This is a genomic window from Microbacterium pollutisoli, assembly GCF_053586795.1.
In genome coordinates this window covers 625,936-646,298 of record NZ_JBNYWT010000001.1, presented here as the reverse complement: position 1 = coordinate 646,298, position 20,363 = coordinate 625,936, and the positions used below count along the sequence as shown (strand labels likewise).

Genomic DNA, 20,363 nt, shown 5'->3' with positions numbered 1-20,363 from the left:
GCTGGAAGGGACGCCGCGGCGGCGTCGGAAATACGACACGAAGGAGTGCGCGTGATCGACAAGACCTACCCCTCCGCGGCGCAGGCGGTCGCCGACATCCCGGACGGCGCATCGCTGGCCGTCGGCGGGTTCGGCCTCTCCGGCAACCCCATCGCACTGATCGAGGCGCTCCTGGCGCAGGGGACCGGTGACCTGTCGATCGTGTCGAACAACTGCGGCGTCGACGACTGGGGCCTGGGCGTGCTGCTGAACGCCAAGCGCATCCGCAAGATGACCTCGTCGTACGTCGGCGAGAACAAGGAGTTCGAACGCCAGTTCCTCTCCGGCGAACTCGAGCTCGAGCTGACGCCGCAGGGTACCCTCGCCGAGAAGCTGCGCGCCGGCGGGTCCGGGATCGCCGCCTTCTACACGCAGACCGGTGTGGGCACCCAGGTCGCCGAGGGCGGGCTGCCACGCCGCTACGACGGCAACGGCGGTGTCGCCGTGGCATCCCCTCGCAAGGACGTGCGCACCTTCGAGGTGAACGGGCAGGAGCGCGAGTTCGTGCTCGAGGAGGCCATCGTCACCGACTACGCCCTCGTCCATGCCCTGAAGGGTGACACCCACGGCAACCTGATCTTCAACAAGGCCGCCCGCAACTTCAACCCGCTCGCGGCGATGGCCGGGCGGGTGTGCATCGCGCAGGTCGAAGAGCTCGTCGCGCCCGGTGAGCTCGACCCCGACCAGATCCACCTGCCGGGCATCTACGTGCACCGCATCGTGGAGGTCGGCCTCGACATCGAGAAGCGCATCGAACGACGCACCGTCTCGGTCGCGCAGGCTCTCAGCCGCGACATCCCCGAAGGAGCATGACATGGCCCTGACCCGCAACGAGATGGCCGCCCGGGCGGCCGCCGAACTCAGTGACGGCGCGTACGTCAACCTGGGCATCGGCCTGCCCACGCTCGTGCCGAACTACGTGCCCGACTCGGTGACCGTCGTGCTGCAGTCCGAGAACGGGATCCTCGGCGTCGGCCCGTACCCGACCGAGGACGCCGTCGACCCCGACCTCATCAACGCCGGGAAGGAGACGGTCACGACCCTGCCCGGCACCTCGTTCTTCGACTCGGCGACCAGCTTCGGCATGATCCGCGGCGGCAAGATCGACGCGGCGATCCTCGGCGCCATGCAGGTGTCGCGCCGCGGCGACCTGGCCAACTGGATGATCCCCGGAAAGATGGTCAAAGGTCCCGGCGGTGCGATGGACCTCGTGCACGGCGCCGGAAAGCTGATCGTGCTCATGGAGCACGTCGCCAAAGACGGCTCGGCCAAGATCGTCGACGAGTGCTCGCTGCCGCTGACCGGCAAAGGGGTCGTGGACCGCATCATCACCGACCTGGCCGTCATCGACGTGACCGATGATGGTCTCGTGCTGGTCGAGACCGCGCCCGGCGTCAGCGTCGACGAGGTCATCGCCGCCACCGAACCCCCCCTCATCATCCCCGAAGGGCTCACCTCATGACTGCCAACGACATCGTCATCGTCGCCGCCGCCCGCACGCCGCAGGGCCGCCTCAAAGGACAGCTCGCGGCCCTGACGGCCCCCGAGCTCGGCGCGAAGGCCATCGCCGGCGCCCTGGAGCGCGGGGCCATCCCCGCCACCTCCGTGGACGCCGTCATCCTCGGGCAGGTGCTGCCGGCCGGATCGGGGCAGAACCCGGCCCGCCAGGCGGCGATCGGCGCGGGCATCGGGTGGGACGTCCCCGCCTCGAGCGTCAACAAGGTGTGCCTGTCGGGTCTGACCGCGATCATCGACGCCAAGCGCATGATCGCCAGCGGCGATGCGACCGTCGTCGTCGCCGGCGGCATGGAGTCGATGACCCGCGCACCCCACCTGCTCGTGGGCTCGCGCGACGGCTGGTCGTACGGCTCCGTCGAGGTGCTCGACCACATGGCCTACGACGGGTTGACCGACGCGTATGACCGCGAGAGCATGGGCACCTCGACCGAGCGGCTCAACCCGCGGTTCGAGATGACCCGCGAGGCGCAGGACCGCGTCGCGGCCCTGTCGCACCAGCGCGCGGCCGCGGCCGCCGCAGCCGGCGTGTTCGACGCCGAGATCGTCCCGGTGGAGATCCCGCAGCGCCGGGGTGAGCCGGTGCAGGTCACCGCCGACGAGGGCGTGCGGCCCGAGACCACCGTGGAGACGCTGGCGGGCCTGCGCCCCGCGTTCGCGCCGGACGGCTCGATCACCGCCGGCAACTCGTCCCAGATCTCCGACGGCGCGGCCGCGGTCGTGCTCACCACCCGGGCACACGCCGACGACCAGGACTGGCCGGTCCTCGCCGTCGTCGGCGCGGCCGGTCAGGTCGCCGGGCCGGACAACTCGCTGCACGCGCAGCCGGCGCGGGCCATCGAGCAGGCGCTGACCCGGCAGGGCATCACCGCGGCCGACCTCGACGTCGTCGAGATCAACGAGGCCTTCGGCGCGGTCGTGGCGCGGTCGCAGTCCGAACTCGGCCTCTCCGAGGAGATCGTCAACCCGCACGGCGGCGGCATCGCCATCGGCCACCCCATCGGCGCGTCCGGGGCACGACTGGTCGTCCACGCCGTGCACGAGCTCGTACGTCGCGGCGCCGGCACCGCCGCGGTGGGGCTGTGCGGCGGAGGCGGTCAGGGCGAAGCGCTCATCCTCACCCGCTGAGGCGTCAGCGGCGGTGCTCGTGGCGCGCCGCGCGCGCCAGCTTGGGCTCCTTGCCCGAGATGGGGGAGTCGCCGGCGACGAGCTCGCCGCGCCGGGCACGCTTGGTGTCGACGATCGCGCCGATCGCCAGGGCGAGCGTGATGCCCCAGCTCACCCAGGCCAGCGCGACACGCCACGTGAACGGCTCGCCCTCGCGGAGGGCGCGCAGCAGCGCCAGGCCTCCGGTGGCCGCCGACACGATCCCGGTTCCGAACACGTAGTTGCGCATCCCTCCACGCTACCTGCGCACCGGACAGGACGCGACGGCGTCGATAGATTGGAGGGGTGACCACACCTGCTTCCGTCTCCGATGTCGTCGTCGTCTCCAACCGCCTCCCCGTCGATCACTCGGACGACCCCGCCGAGCCGTGGCGGCGCTCGCCCGGCGGACTGGTCACCGCCCTCGAGCCGTTCATGCGCACGATCGACGGCGCGTGGGTCGGGTGGCCCGGCCGCGCCGACCTGGACATCGCTCCGTTCGACTTCGACGGCATGCGCCTGGTGCCGGTGACGCTGACGGGCGAGGACATCGAGCTGTACTACGAGGGGTTCTCCAACGACACGATCTGGCCGCTGTACCACGATGTGATCGCCCCGCCCGGCTACCACCGGGAGTGGTGGGACGCCTATGTGCGCGTGAACCGCCGCTTCGCGCAGGCGGCCGCCGACGCCGCAGCGCCGGGGGCCACGGTGTGGGTGCACGACTACCAGCTGCAGCTGGTGCCCCGCATGCTGCGCGAGCTGCGTGACGACCTCGTGATCGGCTACTTCCATCACATTCCGTTCCCGGCATACGGTCTCTACTCGCAGCTGCCGTGGCGCCGCCAGGTGCTCGAGGGACTGCTCGGCGCCGACGTCGTCGGCTTCCAGCGGGTCGCCGATGCGGGCAACTTCGCGCGTGCCGTGCGCCGCCAGTTCGCCTACGAGACCAAGGCGGGCACGATCACCGTCACCGACGCCGACGGCTCCAAGCGGGTGGCCGTCGCCAAGGCCTATCCGATCTCGATCGACGTGTCGCAGTACGAGGAGCTGGCCCGGGACCCCGGCATCCAGGCGCGCGCCCGCGAGATCCGCGAAGGCCTCGGCGACCGCACGCTGCTGCTGGGCGTGGACCGGCTCGACTACACCAAGGGCATCCGGCACCGGCTGAAGGCCTACGGCGAGCTGCTGGCCGACGGCCGGCTCTCGGTCGACGACGTCACGCTCGTGCAGGTGGCCAGCCCGAGCCGCGAGCGGGTCGGCGCCTACATGCAGCTGCGCGATGAGATCGAGCAGGCCGTGGGGCGCATCAACGGCGAGTTCGACACCGTCGACCACTCCGCCGTGCGGTACCTGCACCAGTCCTACCCGCGCGAGGAGATGGTCGCCCTGTACCTGGCGGCGGACGTCATGCTTGTGACCGCGCTGCGCGACGGCATGAACCTCGTCGCCAAGGAGTACATCGCCAGTCGCGTGCACGGCGACGGCGCCCTCGTGCTCAGCGAGTTCGCCGGCGCCGCCGACGAACTCACGCAGGCCATCAAGGTCAACCCGCACGACATCGACGGACTCAAGGACGCGATCATGCGCGCGATCGAGCTCGAGCCGAAGGAACAGAGACGGCGCATGCGGGCCCTGCGCCGCCGGGTGCGCGACCACGACGTGTCCGACTGGTCGGCGCGCTTCATCGCCGACCTCGAACGCATGCGGGCGCAGCGGTCGTGACCGACGCCCTGACGCGCCTGGCCCACACCGAGCGGCTGCTGGTCGCCCTCGACTTCGACGGCACCCTCGCCCCGCTGGTGGACGAGCCGATGACGGCGCGGATGGCACCGGCCGCCCGGGACGCCGTCGAGGCGCTGCTGGCCACGCCCGACACCGTCGTCGCATTCGTCTCCGGCCGCACGCTGGCCCATCTGCGCGTCATCGCCGAGCACGGCGACACCTCCGCGGTGCTGCTGGCCGGCTCGCACGGCGCCGAGTACTGGACGCCGCCGGAGGTGACGGTCCCGGCCACACCCGCGGCCGACGACCCGGATCAGCTCGCACTGCGCGACCGCCTGCGGGTCCGCGCCGAGCAGGCCGTCGCCGACATCCCCGGCGCCTGGGTGGAGGCCAAGGAGTTCGGCTTCGGCATCCACTCCCGACTGGTGGATGCCGGATCGGCCGACGACGTGCACGACCGCGTCGCGGAGATGATGACCGAGCGGGCGCCGCACTGGCGCCGCCGCGTCGGCCACAACCTCACCGAGTACGCGTTCCGCACCGAGGGGAAGGACACCGCTGTGCAGGTGCTGCGGGAGGCGACCGGCGCCACCGCCGTGCTGTTCGCCGGAGACGACGTCACGGACGAGGACGCCATTGCCTCGCTCGGCCCCGACGACCTCGGCGTGCGGGTGGGCGCCGGCGACTCGGCAGCCACGCTGCGCGTGCCCGACATCGACGCGCTCGCGACCCTGCTGACGCGCCTGGCGGACATGCGCGCCGCCGACCGGGAATAGACTGCGGGCATGCCTACCCCTGACGAATCGATCGATATCAAGCCGCGCAGCCGCGTGGTCACCGACGGCATCGAAGCCACCACCTCACGCGGGATGCTCCGCGGCGTAGGCATGGGCGACGAGGACTGGGACAAGCCCCAGATCGGCATCGCCTCGAGCTGGAACGAGATCACCCCCTGCAACCTGAGCCTCGACCGCCTCGCGCAGGGCGCGAAGGAGGGCGTGCACTCCGGCGGCGGATACCCGCTGCAGTTCGGCACGATCTCCGTCTCGGACGGCATCTCGATGGGCCACGAGGGCATGCACTTCTCGCTCGTGTCGCGCGAGGTCATCGCCGACTCCGTCGAGACGGTCGTCATGGCCGAGCGCCTCGACGGCACGGTGCTGCTGGCCGGCTGCGACAAGTCCATCCCGGGCATGCTCATGGCCTCCGCGCGCCTCGACCTGTCAAGCGTCTTCCTCTACGCCGGATCGATCGCCCCCGGCTGGGTCAAGCTCTCGGACGGCACCGAGAAGGAGATCACCATCATCGACTCGTTCGAGGGCGTCGGCGCGTGCCTGTCCGGCCGCATGAGCGAGGCGGACCTCAAGCGCATCGAGTGCTCGTTCGCGCCGGGGGAGGGCGCCTGCGGCGGCATGTACACCGCCAATACGATGGCCTCCGTCGCCGAGGCGCTCGGCCTGAGCCTGCCCGGCTCGGCGGCCCCGCCCTCGGCCGACCGGCGCCGTGACTACTTCGCGCACCGCTCGGGCGAGGCGGTGGTCAACCTGCTGCGCCAGGGCATCACCACCCGCGACATCCTCACCCCCGAGGCGTTCGAGAACGCGATCGCCCTGGCCATGGCGCTGGGCGGCTCCACCAACGTCGTGCTCCACCTGCTGGCGATCGCCCGCGAGGCCGACGTCGAGCTGAGCCTGCACGACTTCAACCGCATCGGCGACAAGGTGCCGCACGTGGCCGACATGAAGCCGTTCGGCGCCTACGTCATGAACGACGTCGACCGCCACGGCGGCATCCCCGTCATCATGAAGGCGATGCTCGACGAGGGCCTGCTGCACGGCGACGCACTCACCGTGACCGGCAAGACGCTCGCGGAGAACATGCGCGACCTCGACCCCGACCCGATCGACGGCACCGTCATCCACACCTTCGACAACCCCATCCACGCCACCGGCGGCATCACGATCCTGCACGGCTCGGTCGCGCCCGAGGGCGCCGTGGTCAAGACGGCCGGCTTCGACGCCGCCGTGTTCGAGGGCCCCGCCCGAGTGTTCGAGCGGGAGCGCGCCGCGATGGACGCGCTCGAGGCCGGCGAGATCGCCGCCGGCGACGTCGTCGTCATCCGCTACGAGGGACCCAAGGGTGGCCCGGGCATGCGCGAGATGCTCGCCATCACCGCGGCCATCAAGGGCGCGGGGCTCGGAAAAGATGTACTACTCTTGACGGACGGGCGATTCTCAGGCGGCACAACCGGCCTGTGCATCGGCCACATAGCACCCGAAGCGGTGGACGCCGGTCCGATCGCCTTCGTGCGCGATGGTGATCTGATACGGGTCGATATCGCGGCTCGCACTCTCGATCTACTCGTCGACGAGGCAGAGCTGAGCTCCCGCCGTGAGGGCTGGGAGCCCCTTCCCCCGCGCTATACCCGTGGCGTCTTGGCCAAGTACTCGAAGCTCGTGCGCTCCGCTGCGGAGGGCGCGACGACGGGCTAGGCCCTCTGATTTCCTCCTCCCATCGATCCGAAGGTCTCCTCCATGTCTTCTGACACGACGATGGCCGTGCCTCGGCCGCCCTCCCGCACCCCCGCCGCTCCGGTGATGTCCGGCGCCCAGGCGGTCGTCCGCTCGCTCGAACTGCTCGGCGTCACCGACGTGTTCGGTCTGCCCGGCGGCGCGATCCTCCCGGTGTACGACCCGCTCATGGACTCGACGGCGCTGCGGCACATCCTCGTGCGTCACGAGCAGGGGGCCGGCCACGCCGCCGAGGGCTACGCCGCGGCATCCGGCAAGACGGGCGTCGCGATCGCCACGAGCGGTCCCGGCGCGACCAACCTCGTCACCGCGATCGCCGACGCCTACATGGACTCGATGCCGCTGGTGTGCATCACCGGTCAGGTGTTCTCCACCCTCATGGGCACCGACGCGTTCCAGGAGGCGGACATCGTCGGCATCACGATGCCGGTGACCAAGCACTCCTTCCTGGTCAAGACCGCCGAGGAGATCCCCGCCGCGATCGCGGCGGCGTTCGAGATCGCGGGCACCGGCCGCCCCGGCCCGGTGCTGGTCGACATCACCAAGGACGCCCAGCAGGCCGAGGTGCCGTTCGTCTGGCCGCCCAAGATCGACCTGCCCGGCTACCGCCCCGTGACCAAGGCCCACGGCAAGCAGATCCAGGCTGCGGCCCAGATGCTGGCCGAGGCGCGCAAGCCCGTGCTGTACGTGGGCGGCGGCGTGGTCCGCGGTCGGGCGTCCGACGAGCTGCGGAGCCTCGCCGAGTCGACCGGCGCCCCCGTGGTCACCACCCTCATGGCGCGCGGGGCGTTCCCCGACTCGCACCCGCAGCACCTCGGCATGCCCGGCATGCACGGCACGGTGCCCGCGGTGCTCGCGCTGCAGGAGGCCGACCTGATCGTGGCGCTCGGCGCCCGGTTCGACGACCGCGTGACCGGCAAGGCGGCGCTGTTCGCCCCCAACGCGAAGGTCGTGCACGTCGATGTCGATCCGGCCGAGATCTCCAAGATCCGGGTCGCGGACGTGCCCATCGTAGGCGACGTGAAGGACGTGCTCGTCGACCTGGACGCGGCCTTCCTGGGCGTGACCGCCGGCACCAAGCCCGACATCGAGGAGTGGTGGTCGTACCTCGACGGGCTGCGCGACGAGTTCCCTCTCGGCTACGCGCCCACCAGCGACGGGCTGCTGGCGCCCCAGTACGTCATCCAGCGCATCGGCGAGCTGACCGGCCCCGAAGCGGTGTACGCGGCGGGCGTGGGCCAGCACCAGATGTGGGCCGCACAGTTCATCAAGTACGAGCGTCCCAACGCCTGGCTGAACTCCGGGGGAGCGGGCACCATGGGTTACTCCGTGCCCGCGGCCATGGGCGCCAAGGTCGCCGAGCCCGACCGCGTCGTGTGGGCCATCGACGGCGACGGCTGCTTCCAGATGACCAATCAGGAGCTGGCCACCTGCGCCATCAACAACATCCCGATCAAGGTCGCGATCATCAACAACTCGTCGCTGGGCATGGTGCGGCAGTGGCAGACCCTGTTCTACGACAGCCGGTACTCGAACACCGATCTGAACACCGGTCACGACACCATCCGCATCCCCGACTTCGTCAAGCTCGCCGAGGCGTACGGCTGCCTTGCGCTGCGCGTCGACAAGGAAGAGGACGTGGATGCCGCGATCAAGACGGCGCTGGAGACCAACGACCGCCCGGTCGTGATCGACTTCGTCGTCAGCGCCGATGCCATGGTGTGGCCGATGGTGCCGCAGGGCGTGAGCAACAGCTATGTCCAGTACGCGCGTGACCACGCGCCCGCGTTCGATCAGGAGGACTGAGATGTCCCGTCATGTCCTGAGTCTCCTGGTGGAGGACAAGCCCGGTCTGCTCACGCGTGTCGCCGGTCTGTTCGCCCGTCGCGGCTTCAACATCGAGTCGCTCGCCGTCGGCGTGACCGAGGTGCCCGGCCTGTCGCGCATCACCGTCGTGGTCGATGTCGACGCGCTGCCGCTGGAGCAGGTGACCAAGCAGCTGAACAAGCTCGTGAACGTCATCAAGATCGTCGAGCTCGACGCCGCGGCGTCGGTGCAGCGCGAGCACATGCTCATCAAGGTGCGCGCCGACAACCAGACCCGCTCGAACGTCATCGAGGTCGTGAACCTGTTCCGCGCCTCCGTCGTCGACTACGCCACCGACGCCCTCGTGGTCGAGGTGACCGGCGACCGCGGCAAGATCGACGCGATCCTGCGGGCGCTGGAGCCGTTCGGCATCAAGGAGCTGGCCCAGTCGGGCCTGCTCGCCATCGGCCGCGGCGGCAAATCCATCACCGAGCGCATCCTGCGCGGCTGACCCCCGAACCACTACCCAAGGAGAAAAACACACATGGCCGAGATCTTCTACGACGCCGACGCCGACCTTTCGCTCATCCAGAACAAGAAGGTCGCGATCGTCGGCTACGGCTCGCAGGGTCACGCGCACGCGCAGAACCTCCGCGACTCGGGCGTCGAGGTCGTCATCGCGCTCAAGGACGGCTCCAAGTCCATCGCCAAGGCACAGGAGGACGGCTTCGAGGTCAAGAGCGTCGCCGACGCCACCGCGTGGGCGGACCTCATCATGATCCTCGCGCCCGACCAGCACCAGCGCGGCATCTACAACGACCACATCAAGCCGAACCTGGCCGCCGGCAAGACGCTGGCCTTTGCGCACGGCTTCAACATCCGCTTCGGCTACATCGAGGCCCCCGAGGGGGTCGATGTGATCCTGGTCGCGCCGAAGGCCCCCGGCCACACCGTGCGCCGCGAGTTCGTGGCCGGTCGCGGCATCCCCGACATCATCGCCGTCGAGAAGGACGCCTCGGGCCAGGCCTGGGACGTCGCCAAGTCGTACGCGAAGGCGATCGGCGGCACCCGCGCCGGCGTCATCAAGACCACCTTCACCGAGGAGACCGAGACCGACCTGTTCGGCGAGCAGGCCGTGCTGTGCGGCGGTGTGTCGCAGCTGATCCAGTACGGCTTCGAGACCCTCACCGAGGCCGGCTACCAGCCGCAGATCGCCTACTTCGAGGTGCTGCACGAGCTCAAGCTCATCGTCGACCTCATGTGGGAGGGCGGCATCGCCAAGCAGCGCTGGTCGGTCTCCGACACCGCGGAGTACGGCGACTACGTCTCGGGCCCGCGCGTCATCGACGAGCGTGTCAAGCAGAACATGGCCGGCGTGCTCGCCGACATCCAGTCCGGCGCGTTCGCCGAGCGCTTCATCGCCGACCAGGATGCCGGTGCTCCCGAGTTCCAGGAGCTGCGCGCCAAGGCCGCCTCGCACCCGATCGAGGCCGTCGGCAAGGACCTGCGCGCCCTGTTCGCCTGGAAGCAGCAGGACGAGGGCTACGTCGAGGGCTCGGCCGCGCGCTGACCTCGCACTGAGACCGCCGTCCGACCCGGCACGGCTCCGCCCGTCCGTCGCCGCCCCCACCCGGGGCCGGCGGCGGGCGGGCTTTCTGCTGCGCGGCGGCACTCGCGCCCGGGCCCGGGCGCGCAGTAGCCTGACCCGGTGACCGTCGCCGTCGAGATCGCCGTCCAGGATGCCGGTGGGGCACGCACCGCGATCGACGCCGGCGCCGACCGGCTCGAACTGTGCCAGGCGCTCGAGGTCGGCGGCCTGACCCCGTCCATCGGTCTCATCGAAGCGGCCTGCGCCGCCGTGGGCGGCGCGCGGGTCAATGTGCTCGTGCGGCCGCGCGGCGGCGGGTTCGTCTACGACGCCGCCGAGGTGGCGCTGGCGGCCGCGGACATCGCCGCTGCCGTGGGCGCCGGCGCCGGCGGCGTGGTGGTCGGCGCGCTGACGGCCGACGGGGGAGCGGACCGGGAGGCGCTCCGCCGCTGGCGGGCGGCGGCCGACGCCGCGACCGTCGTGTTCCACCGCGCCATCGACGCCGCGCCGCACCCGGAGGCGGTGTTCGACGCGCTCGTCGCCGAAGGCATCGACCGGGTGCTCACCTCCGGCGGCGCCGCCCGGTCGGTGCTCGGCCTCGACCGCCTGGCGGGGTTCGTGCAGCGCGGCGGGGACGCCATCGAGGTGATGGCCGGCGGCGGCATCGTGCCCGGCGACATCCCGCAGATCGTCCGCACCGGCGTCGCGGCCGTGCACCTGTCCGCGCGCGGACGCGCCGGTCTGGACGCGGCGGCCGGCCCGGGCGGCGGAGCCGACGGGTATGACGTGACCGATCCGGCGGTGGTCGCCGCCGCCGTGGCCGCAGTGCACGGCCGGACAGTACGCTGAAGGGGTGACGACCGGACGCGACGACGACGCAGCCCTGAGCTGGGACGGTGACGACGACCCGACTCTCGACGTGCGCACCCCGGCGCCCGACCCCGCGGAGCCGCCGACCGACGTCACCGCGCCCGCTCCGGATGCCGCCGACACCGCCCCCGAACCGCTACCCGACGGCTACACCGCCCTGGGCAAGGGCAGCGCCGCCTACACCGCGGGCGCGGTCGCAGCCGACGAGGCCGGCACCGCGGCATCCGTCGATGAGCCTGCGCCCATCGGCAACGCGGCCCTGGTCGCGCTGGGCGTGCTCGGCGGGGTGTACCTGCTCTACACGATCGGCTGGATCGTCGGCGGTCTGCGGCTGCGCGACGTCGCGGTCTTCCTCGTCTCGCCGGCCGCCTACCTGCCCGCGTTCGTGCTGGCGGTGCTCGCCCCCGCCATCTGGTTCACGACGACCTACGTGCTCACCCGCTTCACGAAGACGTGGCTGCGCTTCGCGTGGCTCGCCGCCGGGGCCGTGCTGCTGGTGCCGTGGCCGTTCATCATGGTGGGAGCGTTCGGACGATGACCACCACGACCCGCTCCATGCGCACCTGGGTGGCGGCCACGATCGCGGGCGCCTTCGGCCTCTTCTACGCCTACGCGGTCTGGAACGCCCTGGCCTTCCTCATCGCGCAGGCCGGCGGAGCGGTCGGGCTGAACGCGCTGGGCTGGACGGTGCTGCTGTTCGCCGTCGTGTTCCCGATCATCGTCTTCGCCGGCGCGCTCGCACTGGGGCTGCGCCGCACCGCGGGCGCCTTCGCGCTGCTGCTGCTGACCGGGCTGGGCCTGGTCGCGGTGTTCTGGCTCAACGTGGTCGGCTATGCGGTGGCCGCCGGGGGATCGCTGCTCGGTTCGTAATGCTCGTCGGGGGCGCCACTGCACGAGCGGTAGGCTGGGAGGGCCACGCCCCGACGACGTGCGGCGAGGCGAATCACCCCGCCCTGCGAAGCCCCGAAGGTGTGCCGTGCCCAAGCCAGTCGTTCTGATCGCCGAACAGCTCTCTCCCGCAACCATCGACGCCCTCGGTCCCGACTTCGAGATCCGCCACGTCGACGGCGCCGACCGCGCCGCACTGCTGCCGGCGCTGGCCGAGGCGAACGCCGTGCTGATCCGCTCGGCGACGAAGATGGATGCCGAGGCCATCGCCGCCGCGCCCGCGCTCAAGGTGATCGCCCGGGCCGGTGTGGGCCTGGACAACGTCGACATCAAGACGGCCAGCACCGCCGGCGTCATGGTGGTCAACGCCCCGACCTCGAACATCATCTCGGCGGCCGAGCTGACCATCGGGCACATCCTGAGCCTGGCCCGCCGCATCCCCGCCGCGCACGACTCCCTCGCCGCCGGCCAGTGGAAGCGCAGCGCCTACACCGGCGTCGAGCTGTTCGAGAAGACGCTGGGCATCATCGGCCTCGGCCGCATCGGCGCGCTCATCGCCGCGCGCCTGCAGGCTTTCGGCATGAGCGTCATCGCCTACGACCCCTACGTGACCAGCGCCCGCGCCCAGCAGCTCGGCGTCCAGCTGGTGACCCTGGACGAACTGCTCGAGCAGAGCGACTTCATCACCATCCACATGCCGAAGACCCCCGAGACGACCGGCATGATCTCCACCGACCAGTTCCGGCTCATGAAGCGCAGCGCGTACATCGTCAACGTCGCCCGCGGCGGGCTCATCGACGAGGAGGCACTGCACAAGGCGCTCACCACCGGTGAGATCGCCGGCGCCGGTCTCGACGTGTTCACCACCGAACCGCCGGCCGCCGACGGGTCGGCCGCGCTGCTGCTGGATCTGCCCAACGTCGTGGTCACCCCGCACCTGGGCGCCTCCACCGATGAGGCGCAGGAGAAGGCCGGTGTCTCGGTCGCCAAGTCGGTGCGCCTGGCCCTCGGCGGCGAACTCGTGCCCGACGCGGTCAACGTCGCCGGTGGTGTCATCGACCCGTACGTGCGCCCCGGCATCCCGCTGGTCGAGAAGCTCGGCCAGATCTTCTCCGCCCTCGCGCACAGCCCGCTCACGAGCCTCGACGTGGAGGTGCACGGCGAGCTCAACCAGTACGACGTCAGCGTGCTCAAGCTCGCCGCACTCAAGGGCGTGTTCACCAACATCGTCAGCGAATCGGTGTCGTACGTGAACGCGCCGCTGCTGGCGGAGCAGCGCGGCGTCGAGTCGCGCCTGATCGTCGACGACGACTCCGACGAGTACCGCAACGTCATCACGCTGCGCGGCGCCCTCTCGGACGGTTCGCAACTGGCCGTGTCGGGCACGCTCACCGGCACCAAGCAGATCGAGAAGCTCGTCGGCATCAACGACTACGCGCTCGAGCTTCCCATCGAGAAGCACCACATCGTCATGCTCTACACCGACCGGCCCGGAATCGTCGCGGTGTACGGCCAGAAGTTCGGCGAGGCGGGCATCAACATCGCCGGTCTGCAGATCGCGCGCTCGGCCGCCGGCGGCCAGGCCCTGTCGGTGCTGACCGTCGACTCGCCCGTGCCCGACGTGCTGCTGGACGAGGTGGCCTCGGCCATCCAGGCCGACCTGCTGCGCGCCATCGAGATCACCGAGTCCTGAACCGAAGGGGGCAGCCATGTCGCGCATCGTGAAGCTGGCCGTCATTCCCGGCGACGGCATCGGACCCGAAGTGGTCGCCGAGGCCGAGAAGGTGCTGGATGCCGTGACCGCGGCATCCGGAGTGACCTTCGAGAAGACGCGTTTCTCCCTCGGGGCGGATCGGTACCTGCAGACCGGTGACACCCTGTCCGACGAGGACCTCGACGCCATCAAGGCGCACGATGCGATCCTCCTCGGAGCCGTCGGCGGCGTGCCGGGGGACCCGCGCCTGAAGGACGCGAACATCGAGCGGGGGCTCCTGCTCAAGCTGCGCTTCGCGCTGGACCACTACGTCAACCTGCGGCCCTCGAAGCTGTACCCCGGCGCGCCCGGCCCGCTGGCCGAGCCCGGCGAGATCGACTTCGTCGTCGTGCGCGAGGGCACCGAGGGCCCCTACGTCGGCAACGGCGGGTCGATCCGCACCGGCACGCCCCACGAGGTCGCCAACGAGACCAGCGTGAACACCGCCTACGGCATCGAGCGCGTCGTGCGGTTCGCGTTCGCGCAGGCCGAGCGCCGCCGCCGCAAGCTCACGCTCGTGCACAAGACCAACGTGCTCGTGCACGCCGGCGGCATGTGGAAGCGGATCGTCGACGAGGTGGCGACGGAGCACCCGGACGTTGCCGTAGACTACCTGCACGTCGACGCGGCGACGATCTTCCTGGTCACGAACCCGGGCCGCTTCGACGTGATCGTCACCGACAACCTCTTCGGCGACATCCTCACCGACTTGGCCGGCGCCGTCACCGGAGGCATCGGCCTCGCCGCTTCGGGGAACATCAACCCCGACGGCGCGTTCCCCTCGATGTTCGAGCCCGTGCATGGTTCGGCGCCGGACATCGCAGGTCAGCAGAAGGCCGACCCCACCGCGGCGATCGGCTCCATCGCGCTGCTGCTCGATCACCTCGGGCTGCACGATGAAGCCGCTCGCGTGTCCCGCGCGATCGAGCAGGACATCGCCGAACGGGACGGCACCGCACGCACCACCGCACAGGTCGGCGACGCCATCACGGCCCGCGTTCAGGCGTAACCTGGACGTGCCCGCCGGTGATGCCGTGGCGCACAGACAGGATGGAACATGACCCTCACCGACCCCACCGCACAGGCCGACGCCGACCTGGCCCCGCTCGAGTTCGCCGTCACCAAGAACCTCGCGGCGACCAGCCCGCAGCGTCGCGCTGAGATCCTCGCCGACCCCGGGTTCGGCACCAGCTTCACCGACCACATGGTCGACATCTGCTGGTCGGCGAAGGGCGGCTGGCACCGCCCGCGCGTCCAGCCCTACGGGCCGATCTCCCTCGACCCCGCCGCGGCCGTCCTGCACTACGGCCAGGAGATCTTCGAGGGCATCAAGGCGTACCGGCACGCCGACGGCTCGATCCACACCTTCCGGCCCGAGCAGAACGCCCGCCGCCTGCAGCGCTCGGCGCGGCGGCTGGCGCTGCCGGAACTGCCCGTGCCCTACTTCCTGCAGTCGCTGCGCGAGCTGATCGCCGTGGACGCCGACTGGGTGCCCGCCGGCGCCGACCAGAGCCTGTACCTGCGGCCGTTCATGTTCGCCAAGGAGGCGTTCCTCGGGGTGCGCCCCGCACAGAAGGTCGGGTACTACCTGATCGCCAGCCCGGCCGGCGCGTACTTCACCGGCGGGGTCAAGCCCGTGAAGATCTGGCTCAGCGAGGACTACGCCCGCGCCGGCAAGGGCGGAACCGGGGCGGCCAAGACCGGCGGCAACTACGCCGCCAGCCTGCTGCCGCAGTCCCAGGCCTACGACCAGGGCTGTGACCAGGTCGTCTTCCTCGACGGTGACGGCAACGTCGAAGAGCTCGGCGGCATGAACGTCGTGTTCGTGAAGAAGGACGGCACGCTCGTCACCCCCGAGTCGCCGTCGATCCTCGAAGGCATCACGCGGGACTCGATCCTGCAGCTGGCCCAGGACCGCGGCCACCGCGTCGAGCGGCGCGCGGTCTCGCTGGCCGAGTGGCGCGAGGGCGTCGCCTCCGGAGACATCGTCGAGGTGTTCGCCTGCGGCACGGCCGCCGTGGTCACCCCCATCGGCGTGCTCAAGGCGGCCGGGTTCGAGGACGCGCAGCCCACCGGGACGCTGGCGCTCGAACTGCGCGGACACCTCACCGACATCCAGTACGGCCGGGCCGACGACACCCACGGGTGGCTCACCCGACTGGACGCCTGATGCGCGTCGCGCGCTTCGCCCAGGGCGACACCATCCGCTACGGCATCGTCGACGACACCGACCTGGTGGTGCTGGCGGGCGACCCGTTGTTCGCTGGGTTCGACACCACCGGCGAGCGGGTTCCGCTGGGCGAGGTCGCGCTGCTGGCGCCGGTCATCCCCCGATCGAAGATCATCGCCGTCGGCCGCAACTACCGCGAACACGCCGCGGAGTTCGGCAACGAGGCCCCGGCCGAACCGCTGCTGTTCCTCAAGCCGAACACGTCGGTGATCGGACCGGGCGACGCGATCGTGCGGCCGCCGCAGTCGCAGCAGACCGACTTCGAGGGTGAGCTCGCCGTGGTCATCGGCCGGATCACCAAGAACGTGACGCCCCAGACGGCGCTCGACCACGTCTTCGGCTACACGATCGGCAACGACGTCACGGCACGCGATCTGCAGCGCAGCGACGGGCAGTGGTCCCGCGCCAAGGGCTTCGACACGTTCTGCCCCCTGGGCCCGGCCATCGAGACCGAGTTCGATCCCGACAGTGACGCGCAGCTGATCGCCCGCGTCAACGGCGAAGTGCGCCAGGACGCACCCATCTCCGACATGGTGCATTCGGTCGCCGACATCATCGCCTACGCCTCCGCGGCCTTCACGCTGCTGCCGGGCGATGTGATCCTGACCGGAACCCCGGCCGGCGTCGGCCCGTTCTCCGCCGGGGACACGGTCGAGATCGAGATCAAGGGCCTGGGAACCCTGCGCAACCCCGTGCGCGATGCCTGAACACCGTTCCGCCGCCGCGGCGGTGGGGGATGCCGGCGCCTACGGCGACATCGCACGCATCCAACGCCGCACGGTGCGCACCCTCGCCGCCGGCCAGGTGCTCGGCGGGATCGCCTTCGGCGCGACGGTGTCGCTGGGTGCGCTGCTGGCCGCCGACATCTCGGGCCAGGACTCCCTGTCGGGCCTGGCCACCGCGGCGGTCACGCTCGGAGCCTCCCTGTGCGCCATCCCGCTCGCGCGCCTGGCGTCCGCGCGCGGACGCCGCTTCGCTCTGACCCTGGGCAACCTGCTGGCGCTCATCGGCATCGCCGTGGTCATCACCGCCGCCGCCGTCCGCGTCTTCCCGCTGCTGCTGCTCGGCGTCATCCTCATCGGCGCGGGCAACGCCGGCAACCTCCAATCGCGCTTCGCCGCCACCGACCTGGCCGCCACCGAGCGGCGCGGCCGGGACCTCGGCACCGTGGTGTGGGCCACCACGATCGGCGGTGTCGTCGGGCCGCTCATGCTCACGCCGGGGGAGGCACTCGGGCAGGCGATCGGCATGCCACCGCTGACCGGCTCCTACGCGTTCTCGATCGTCGCGCAGCTGGGGGCGTTCATCCTCTACATCGTCGCGCTGCGACCCGATCCGCTGCAGGTCGCCCAGCACCTGGCCCGCAGCCGCCAGGCGGCCCAGGCGCACATCGTCGAGGCCGACCGGCCCGTGGCGGCGCGCTACGCCATCTTCGCGGTGACCGGCAGCCACGTCGTCATGGCCTCCGTGATGGCGATGACCCCCGTCCACCTGGCGCACCTCGACCCCGCGCACGTCACCACCATCGTCGGGGTCACCATCGCCCTGCACGTGTTCGGGATGTACGGACTGTCGCCCCTGTTCGGCATGCTCGCCGACCGGTGGGGGCGGATCCCGGTGATCCTTCTCGGCCAGGCCGTGCTGGTGGCGTCGCTGCTGCTGGCCGCGTTCGGTGCGCACTCGCAATGGCTGGTGCTGATCGCGCTGTTCCTGCTGGGCCTGGGCTGGAGCGCCGCGACCGTGTCGGGGGCGGCACTGCTGACCGAGTCCACGCTCACCGCGATGCGGCCGCGCCGGCAGGGAGTCAGTGACACGATCATGACCTTCTCCGCCGCGGTGGGTGCGGTGCTGGCCGGCTTCATCCTCGGGTGGATCGGCTACGGCGGACTCGCGCTGGTGGCGCTGTGCGTGGTGGTCGGCGTGGTCGTGCTCTCCCCGTACGCCCGCCGCTGATCAGTGCGCGTGGCGACCTAGACTGGAGGGGATGTCCAGTGCACCTCACCCCCTGACCACGACCGCCACCGGCAGCGACGTCCGCGTCCGCTTCTGCCCCTCGCCGACGGGCCTGCCGCACGTCGGCATGGTCCGCACGGCCCTGTTCAACTGGGCGTATGCGCGCCACACGGGCGGCAAGCTGGTGTTCCGGGTCGAGGACACCGACGCGGCGCGCGACAGCGAGGAGAGCTACCGGCAGCTCGTCGACGCGCTCACCTGGCTCGAGATCGACTGGGACGAGGGCGTCGAGAAGGGCGGGCCGCACGCGCCGTACCGGCAGTCGCAGCGGCACGACATCTACCGCGAGGTGCTCGACAAGCTCGTCGCCAGCGGCGCCGTCTACGAGTCGTACTCGACGGCGGAGGAGATCGATGCCCGCAACGCGGCGGCCGGACGGGCCAAGCAGCTCGGCTACGACAACTACGACCGCGACCTCACCGACGAGCAGAAGGCCGCCTTCCGCGCCGAGGGCCGCGAGCCGGCCTGGCGGCTGCGCGTGCCCGACGAGGACCTGACCTACGTCGACCTCATCCGCGGGGAGGTCACCTTCCCGGCCGGGTCGTTCCCCGACTTCGTGATCTTCCGGGCCGGGGGAGTGCCGCTGTACACGTTCACCAACCCGGTCGACGACGCGCTCATGGGCATCACCCACGTGCTGCGCGGCGAAGACCTCATGCCGTCGACGGCGCGTCAGCTCGCGCTGTACGCCGCGCTCATCGACGCCGGGGTCACCACGTTCGTGCCGCGCTTCGCGCACATGCCCCTCGTGCTCGGCGAGACCGGCACCAAGAAGCTGTCCAAGCGCGACCCCCAGGCCGACCTGTTCCTGCACCGCGAGCGCGGCTTCATCCACGAGGGGCTGCTGAACTACCTGGCGCTGCTGGGCTGGTCGATCGCGCCCGACCGTGACGTGTTCACCCGTCAGGAGCTCATCGACGCGTTCGACATCACCGCCGTGAACCCCAACCCGGCGCGTTTCGACCAGAAGAAGGCCGAGTCGATCAACGGCGATCACGTGCGCCGTCTTGAGCCGGCCGACTTCGCGGCGCGTCTGGTGCCGTACCTGGCTTCGGCCGGTCTGATCGCCGAGCCGCCGACCGCGCAGCAGCAGCAGATGCTGGATGCCGCGGCCCCGCTCGTGCAGGAGCGCATGCAGCTGCTCGGGGAGGCGCCGGGACTGCTGGGCTTCCTCTTCCGCGATGAGGTCGAGCCCGACGCCGATGCGCTCAAGGGTCTGCCCGCCAACGCGGGGGAGGTGCTCGCCGCCGGCATCGCCGCACTCGAGCCGCTGCTCGCCGACGGGTTCACCACCGCCGCCGTGCAGGACGCGCTGTCGTCCGCACTCATCGATGGGCTGGGCCTGAAGCCGCGGGTCGCCTACGGTCCGCTGCGCGTCGCCGTGAGCGGCCGCCGCGTCTCGCCGCCGCTGTTCGAGTCGATGGAGCTGCTGGGCAAGGACACGTCGCTGGCCCGGCTGGCGGCCCTGCAGGCGCGACTCGCCTGAGCAGGTGCCGGTTTGGCCGGGCCGGGATCGTGGGCTAAGCTTGACCCTCGGTACGGCTTCGGTCGGAGCCCCCTTGGGGTATGGTGTAATTGGCAACACGGCTGATTCTGGTTCAGTTGTTCTTGGTTCGAGTCCAGGTACCCCAGCAAGACAGAACCCGCGGAATTCCGCGGGTTTCGTCGTTTCCGCCGGGTCTGCGCGTAACGGCGGTTCTGCCAAAATGAGACGGTGAGGATTCCGCTCGGCCGCCCTGTCCGTCTGCTCGCCATCGCGGCCGTCGCCCTCGCGCTGAGCGCGTGCGCCGCGACACCGTCGCCCGCTGCGCCGTCGGCCGCCGCTCCGGTCGAGCCGGCCCCGGTCGAAACGCCGGTGGCGAGTGCCGAGCCGTCACCCGACCCCGCTCGCGAGGGCGCCGCGGACGCCTTCCTGGCCTGGCTCGAAGCCTCGCGGGAGCCGGACGTCGACCGGGCATGCGGGGCACTCTCCCCGGAACTGGTCGAGCGGATGATCGCGGAGATCAACGACGGTGGCATGTTCCGCGTGGACAACTGCCCGGACATGATGGTCGCCACGGCCGACCTGTACCGGGCCTTCGATCAGGACGCCACCGTCGACATCGACGTGCAGACCGAAACCGAGACCGACGCGGTCCTGTTCGTCACCTACCTCGCATCCGGTGACTGCGGGAAGATCGTCATGCACCGCCCCGGCGCCGACTGGATCCTCACCGAACAGACCCAGGAGTGCGGCCGCTGACCCGTCGCGGCGCAGCC

At 70.8% G+C, this 20,363-nt stretch carries 20 protein-coding genes and 1 tRNA gene; 20 read left to right on the top strand and 1 reads right to left on the bottom strand.

Going from position 1 to position 20,363, the window contains the following annotated elements:
* The first annotated feature begins 51 nt into the window (after positions 1 to 51).
* From ACQ143_RS03150 to ACQ143_RS03140, 3 genes are read left to right on the top strand one after another with little or no spacing between them, the layout of a single operon-like run.
* Complete coding sequence (locus tag ACQ143_RS03150) at positions 52 to 852, top strand: CoA transferase subunit A (RefSeq protein WP_449569254.1); 801 nt, start codon at positions 52 to 54, stop codon at positions 850 to 852.
* Between the two features lies 1 nt (position 853).
* Positions 854 to 1,501: a CoA transferase subunit B gene (locus tag ACQ143_RS03145; protein ID WP_449569253.1), complete on the top strand. Its 648-nt coding sequence runs from the start codon at positions 854 to 856 to the stop codon at positions 1,499 to 1,501.
* Positions 1,498 to 2,682 (top strand): acetyl-CoA C-acetyltransferase, encoded by a 1,185-nt coding sequence (locus ACQ143_RS03140; RefSeq protein WP_449569252.1) that lies wholly within the window; start codon positions 1,498 to 1,500, stop codon positions 2,680 to 2,682. Before ACQ143_RS03145 ends, ACQ143_RS03140 begins: the two co-directional genes overlap by 4 nt.
* A gap of 4 nt (positions 2,683 to 2,686) precedes the next feature.
* On the opposite strand, the gene ACQ143_RS03135 is transcribed toward ACQ143_RS03140, so the two are convergent.
* The gene (locus ACQ143_RS03135; RefSeq protein WP_449569251.1) at positions 2,687 to 2,950 is read right to left on the bottom strand and encodes a hypothetical protein; all 264 of its coding nucleotides are present in this window, start codon (positions 2,948 to 2,950) and stop codon (positions 2,687 to 2,689) included.
* A 47-nt stretch (positions 2,951 to 2,997) separates the two neighbouring features.
* Here ACQ143_RS03135 and ACQ143_RS03130 point away from each other — a divergent pair, with 47 nt between their 5' ends.
* The 17 genes from ACQ143_RS03130 (at position 2,998) to ACQ143_RS03050 (ending at position 20,346) form a co-directional block, all read left to right on the top strand.
* A complete protein-coding gene (locus ACQ143_RS03130; protein ID WP_449569574.1) occupies positions 2,998 to 4,425 on the top strand; it encodes an alpha,alpha-trehalose-phosphate synthase (UDP-forming) in 1,428 nt (475 codons plus the stop codon).
* Complete coding sequence (gene otsB, locus ACQ143_RS03125) at positions 4,422 to 5,201, top strand: trehalose-phosphatase (RefSeq protein WP_449569250.1); 780 nt, start codon at positions 4,422 to 4,424, stop codon at positions 5,199 to 5,201. Before ACQ143_RS03130 ends, otsB begins: the two co-directional genes overlap by 4 nt.
* Positions 5,202 to 5,210: 9 nt before the next feature.
* Positions 5,211 to 6,917, top strand: a complete 1,707-nt coding sequence (gene ilvD, locus ACQ143_RS03120) for a dihydroxy-acid dehydratase (protein ID WP_449569249.1) — start codon at positions 5,211 to 5,213, stop codon at positions 6,915 to 6,917.
* A 42-nt stretch (positions 6,918 to 6,959) separates the two neighbouring features.
* On the top strand, positions 6,960 to 8,762 hold the full coding sequence (locus ACQ143_RS03115) for an acetolactate synthase large subunit (RefSeq protein WP_449569248.1): 1,803 nt from the start codon (positions 6,960 to 6,962) through the stop codon (positions 8,760 to 8,762).
* A 1-nt stretch (position 8,763) separates the two neighbouring features.
* Complete coding sequence (gene ilvN / locus ACQ143_RS03110; RefSeq protein ID WP_449569247.1) at positions 8,764 to 9,273, top strand: acetolactate synthase small subunit; 510 nt, start codon at positions 8,764 to 8,766, stop codon at positions 9,271 to 9,273.
* A gap of 33 nt (positions 9,274 to 9,306) precedes the next feature.
* Positions 9,307 to 10,332 carry a ketol-acid reductoisomerase gene (gene ilvC / locus ACQ143_RS03105; RefSeq protein ID WP_449569246.1) on the top strand — a complete coding sequence of 342 codons (1,026 nt, stop codon included), beginning with the start codon at positions 9,307 to 9,309 and terminating at the stop codon, positions 10,330 to 10,332.
* A 138-nt stretch (positions 10,333 to 10,470) separates the two neighbouring features.
* Entirely contained in the window at positions 10,471 to 11,199 is a 729-nt protein-coding gene (locus tag ACQ143_RS03100) for a copper homeostasis protein CutC (RefSeq protein WP_449569245.1), read from the top strand.
* A gap of 4 nt (positions 11,200 to 11,203) precedes the next feature.
* Positions 11,204 to 11,758: a DNA polymerase III subunit gamma/tau gene (locus ACQ143_RS03095; protein ID WP_449569244.1), complete on the top strand. Its 555-nt coding sequence runs from the start codon at positions 11,204 to 11,206 to the stop codon at positions 11,756 to 11,758.
* Positions 11,755 to 12,090, top strand: a complete 336-nt coding sequence (locus tag ACQ143_RS03090) for a bacitracin resistance protein (protein WP_449569243.1) — start codon at positions 11,755 to 11,757, stop codon at positions 12,088 to 12,090. The genes ACQ143_RS03095 and ACQ143_RS03090 overlap by 4 nt, the downstream gene beginning before the upstream one ends.
* 106 nt (positions 12,091 to 12,196) lie before the next feature.
* Positions 12,197 to 13,801: a phosphoglycerate dehydrogenase gene (gene serA / locus ACQ143_RS03085; protein ID WP_449569242.1), complete on the top strand. Its 1,605-nt coding sequence runs from the start codon at positions 12,197 to 12,199 to the stop codon at positions 13,799 to 13,801.
* A gap of 16 nt (positions 13,802 to 13,817) precedes the next feature.
* Positions 13,818 to 14,870, top strand: a complete 1,053-nt coding sequence (locus ACQ143_RS03080) for a 3-isopropylmalate dehydrogenase (RefSeq protein ID WP_449569241.1) — start codon at positions 13,818 to 13,820, stop codon at positions 14,868 to 14,870.
* A 48-nt stretch (positions 14,871 to 14,918) separates the two neighbouring features.
* A complete protein-coding gene (locus ACQ143_RS03075; RefSeq protein ID WP_449569240.1) occupies positions 14,919 to 16,031 on the top strand; it encodes a branched-chain amino acid aminotransferase in 1,113 nt (370 codons plus the stop codon).
* Positions 16,031 to 16,798: a fumarylacetoacetate hydrolase family protein gene (locus ACQ143_RS03070; RefSeq protein WP_449569239.1), complete on the top strand. Its 768-nt coding sequence runs from the start codon at positions 16,031 to 16,033 to the stop codon at positions 16,796 to 16,798. The genes ACQ143_RS03075 and ACQ143_RS03070 overlap by 1 nt, the downstream gene beginning before the upstream one ends.
* On the top strand, positions 16,791 to 18,044 hold the full coding sequence (locus ACQ143_RS03065) for an MFS transporter (RefSeq protein WP_449569238.1): 1,254 nt from the start codon (positions 16,791 to 16,793) through the stop codon (positions 18,042 to 18,044). Before ACQ143_RS03070 ends, ACQ143_RS03065 begins: the two co-directional genes overlap by 8 nt.
* Positions 18,045 to 18,075: 31 nt before the next feature.
* On the top strand, positions 18,076 to 19,590 hold the full coding sequence (gltX, locus tag ACQ143_RS03060; protein WP_449569237.1) for a glutamate--tRNA ligase: 1,515 nt from the start codon (positions 18,076 to 18,078) through the stop codon (positions 19,588 to 19,590).
* 74 nt (positions 19,591 to 19,664) lie between these two features.
* Positions 19,665 to 19,736: transfer RNA gene (locus ACQ143_RS03055), tRNA-Gln, on the top strand.
* A gap of 82 nt (positions 19,737 to 19,818) precedes the next feature.
* Positions 19,819 to 20,346, top strand: coding sequence for a hypothetical protein (locus ACQ143_RS03050; protein WP_449569236.1), 528 nt, complete (start codon positions 19,819 to 19,821; stop codon positions 20,344 to 20,346).
* Positions 20,347 to 20,363 lie beyond the last annotated feature (17 nt).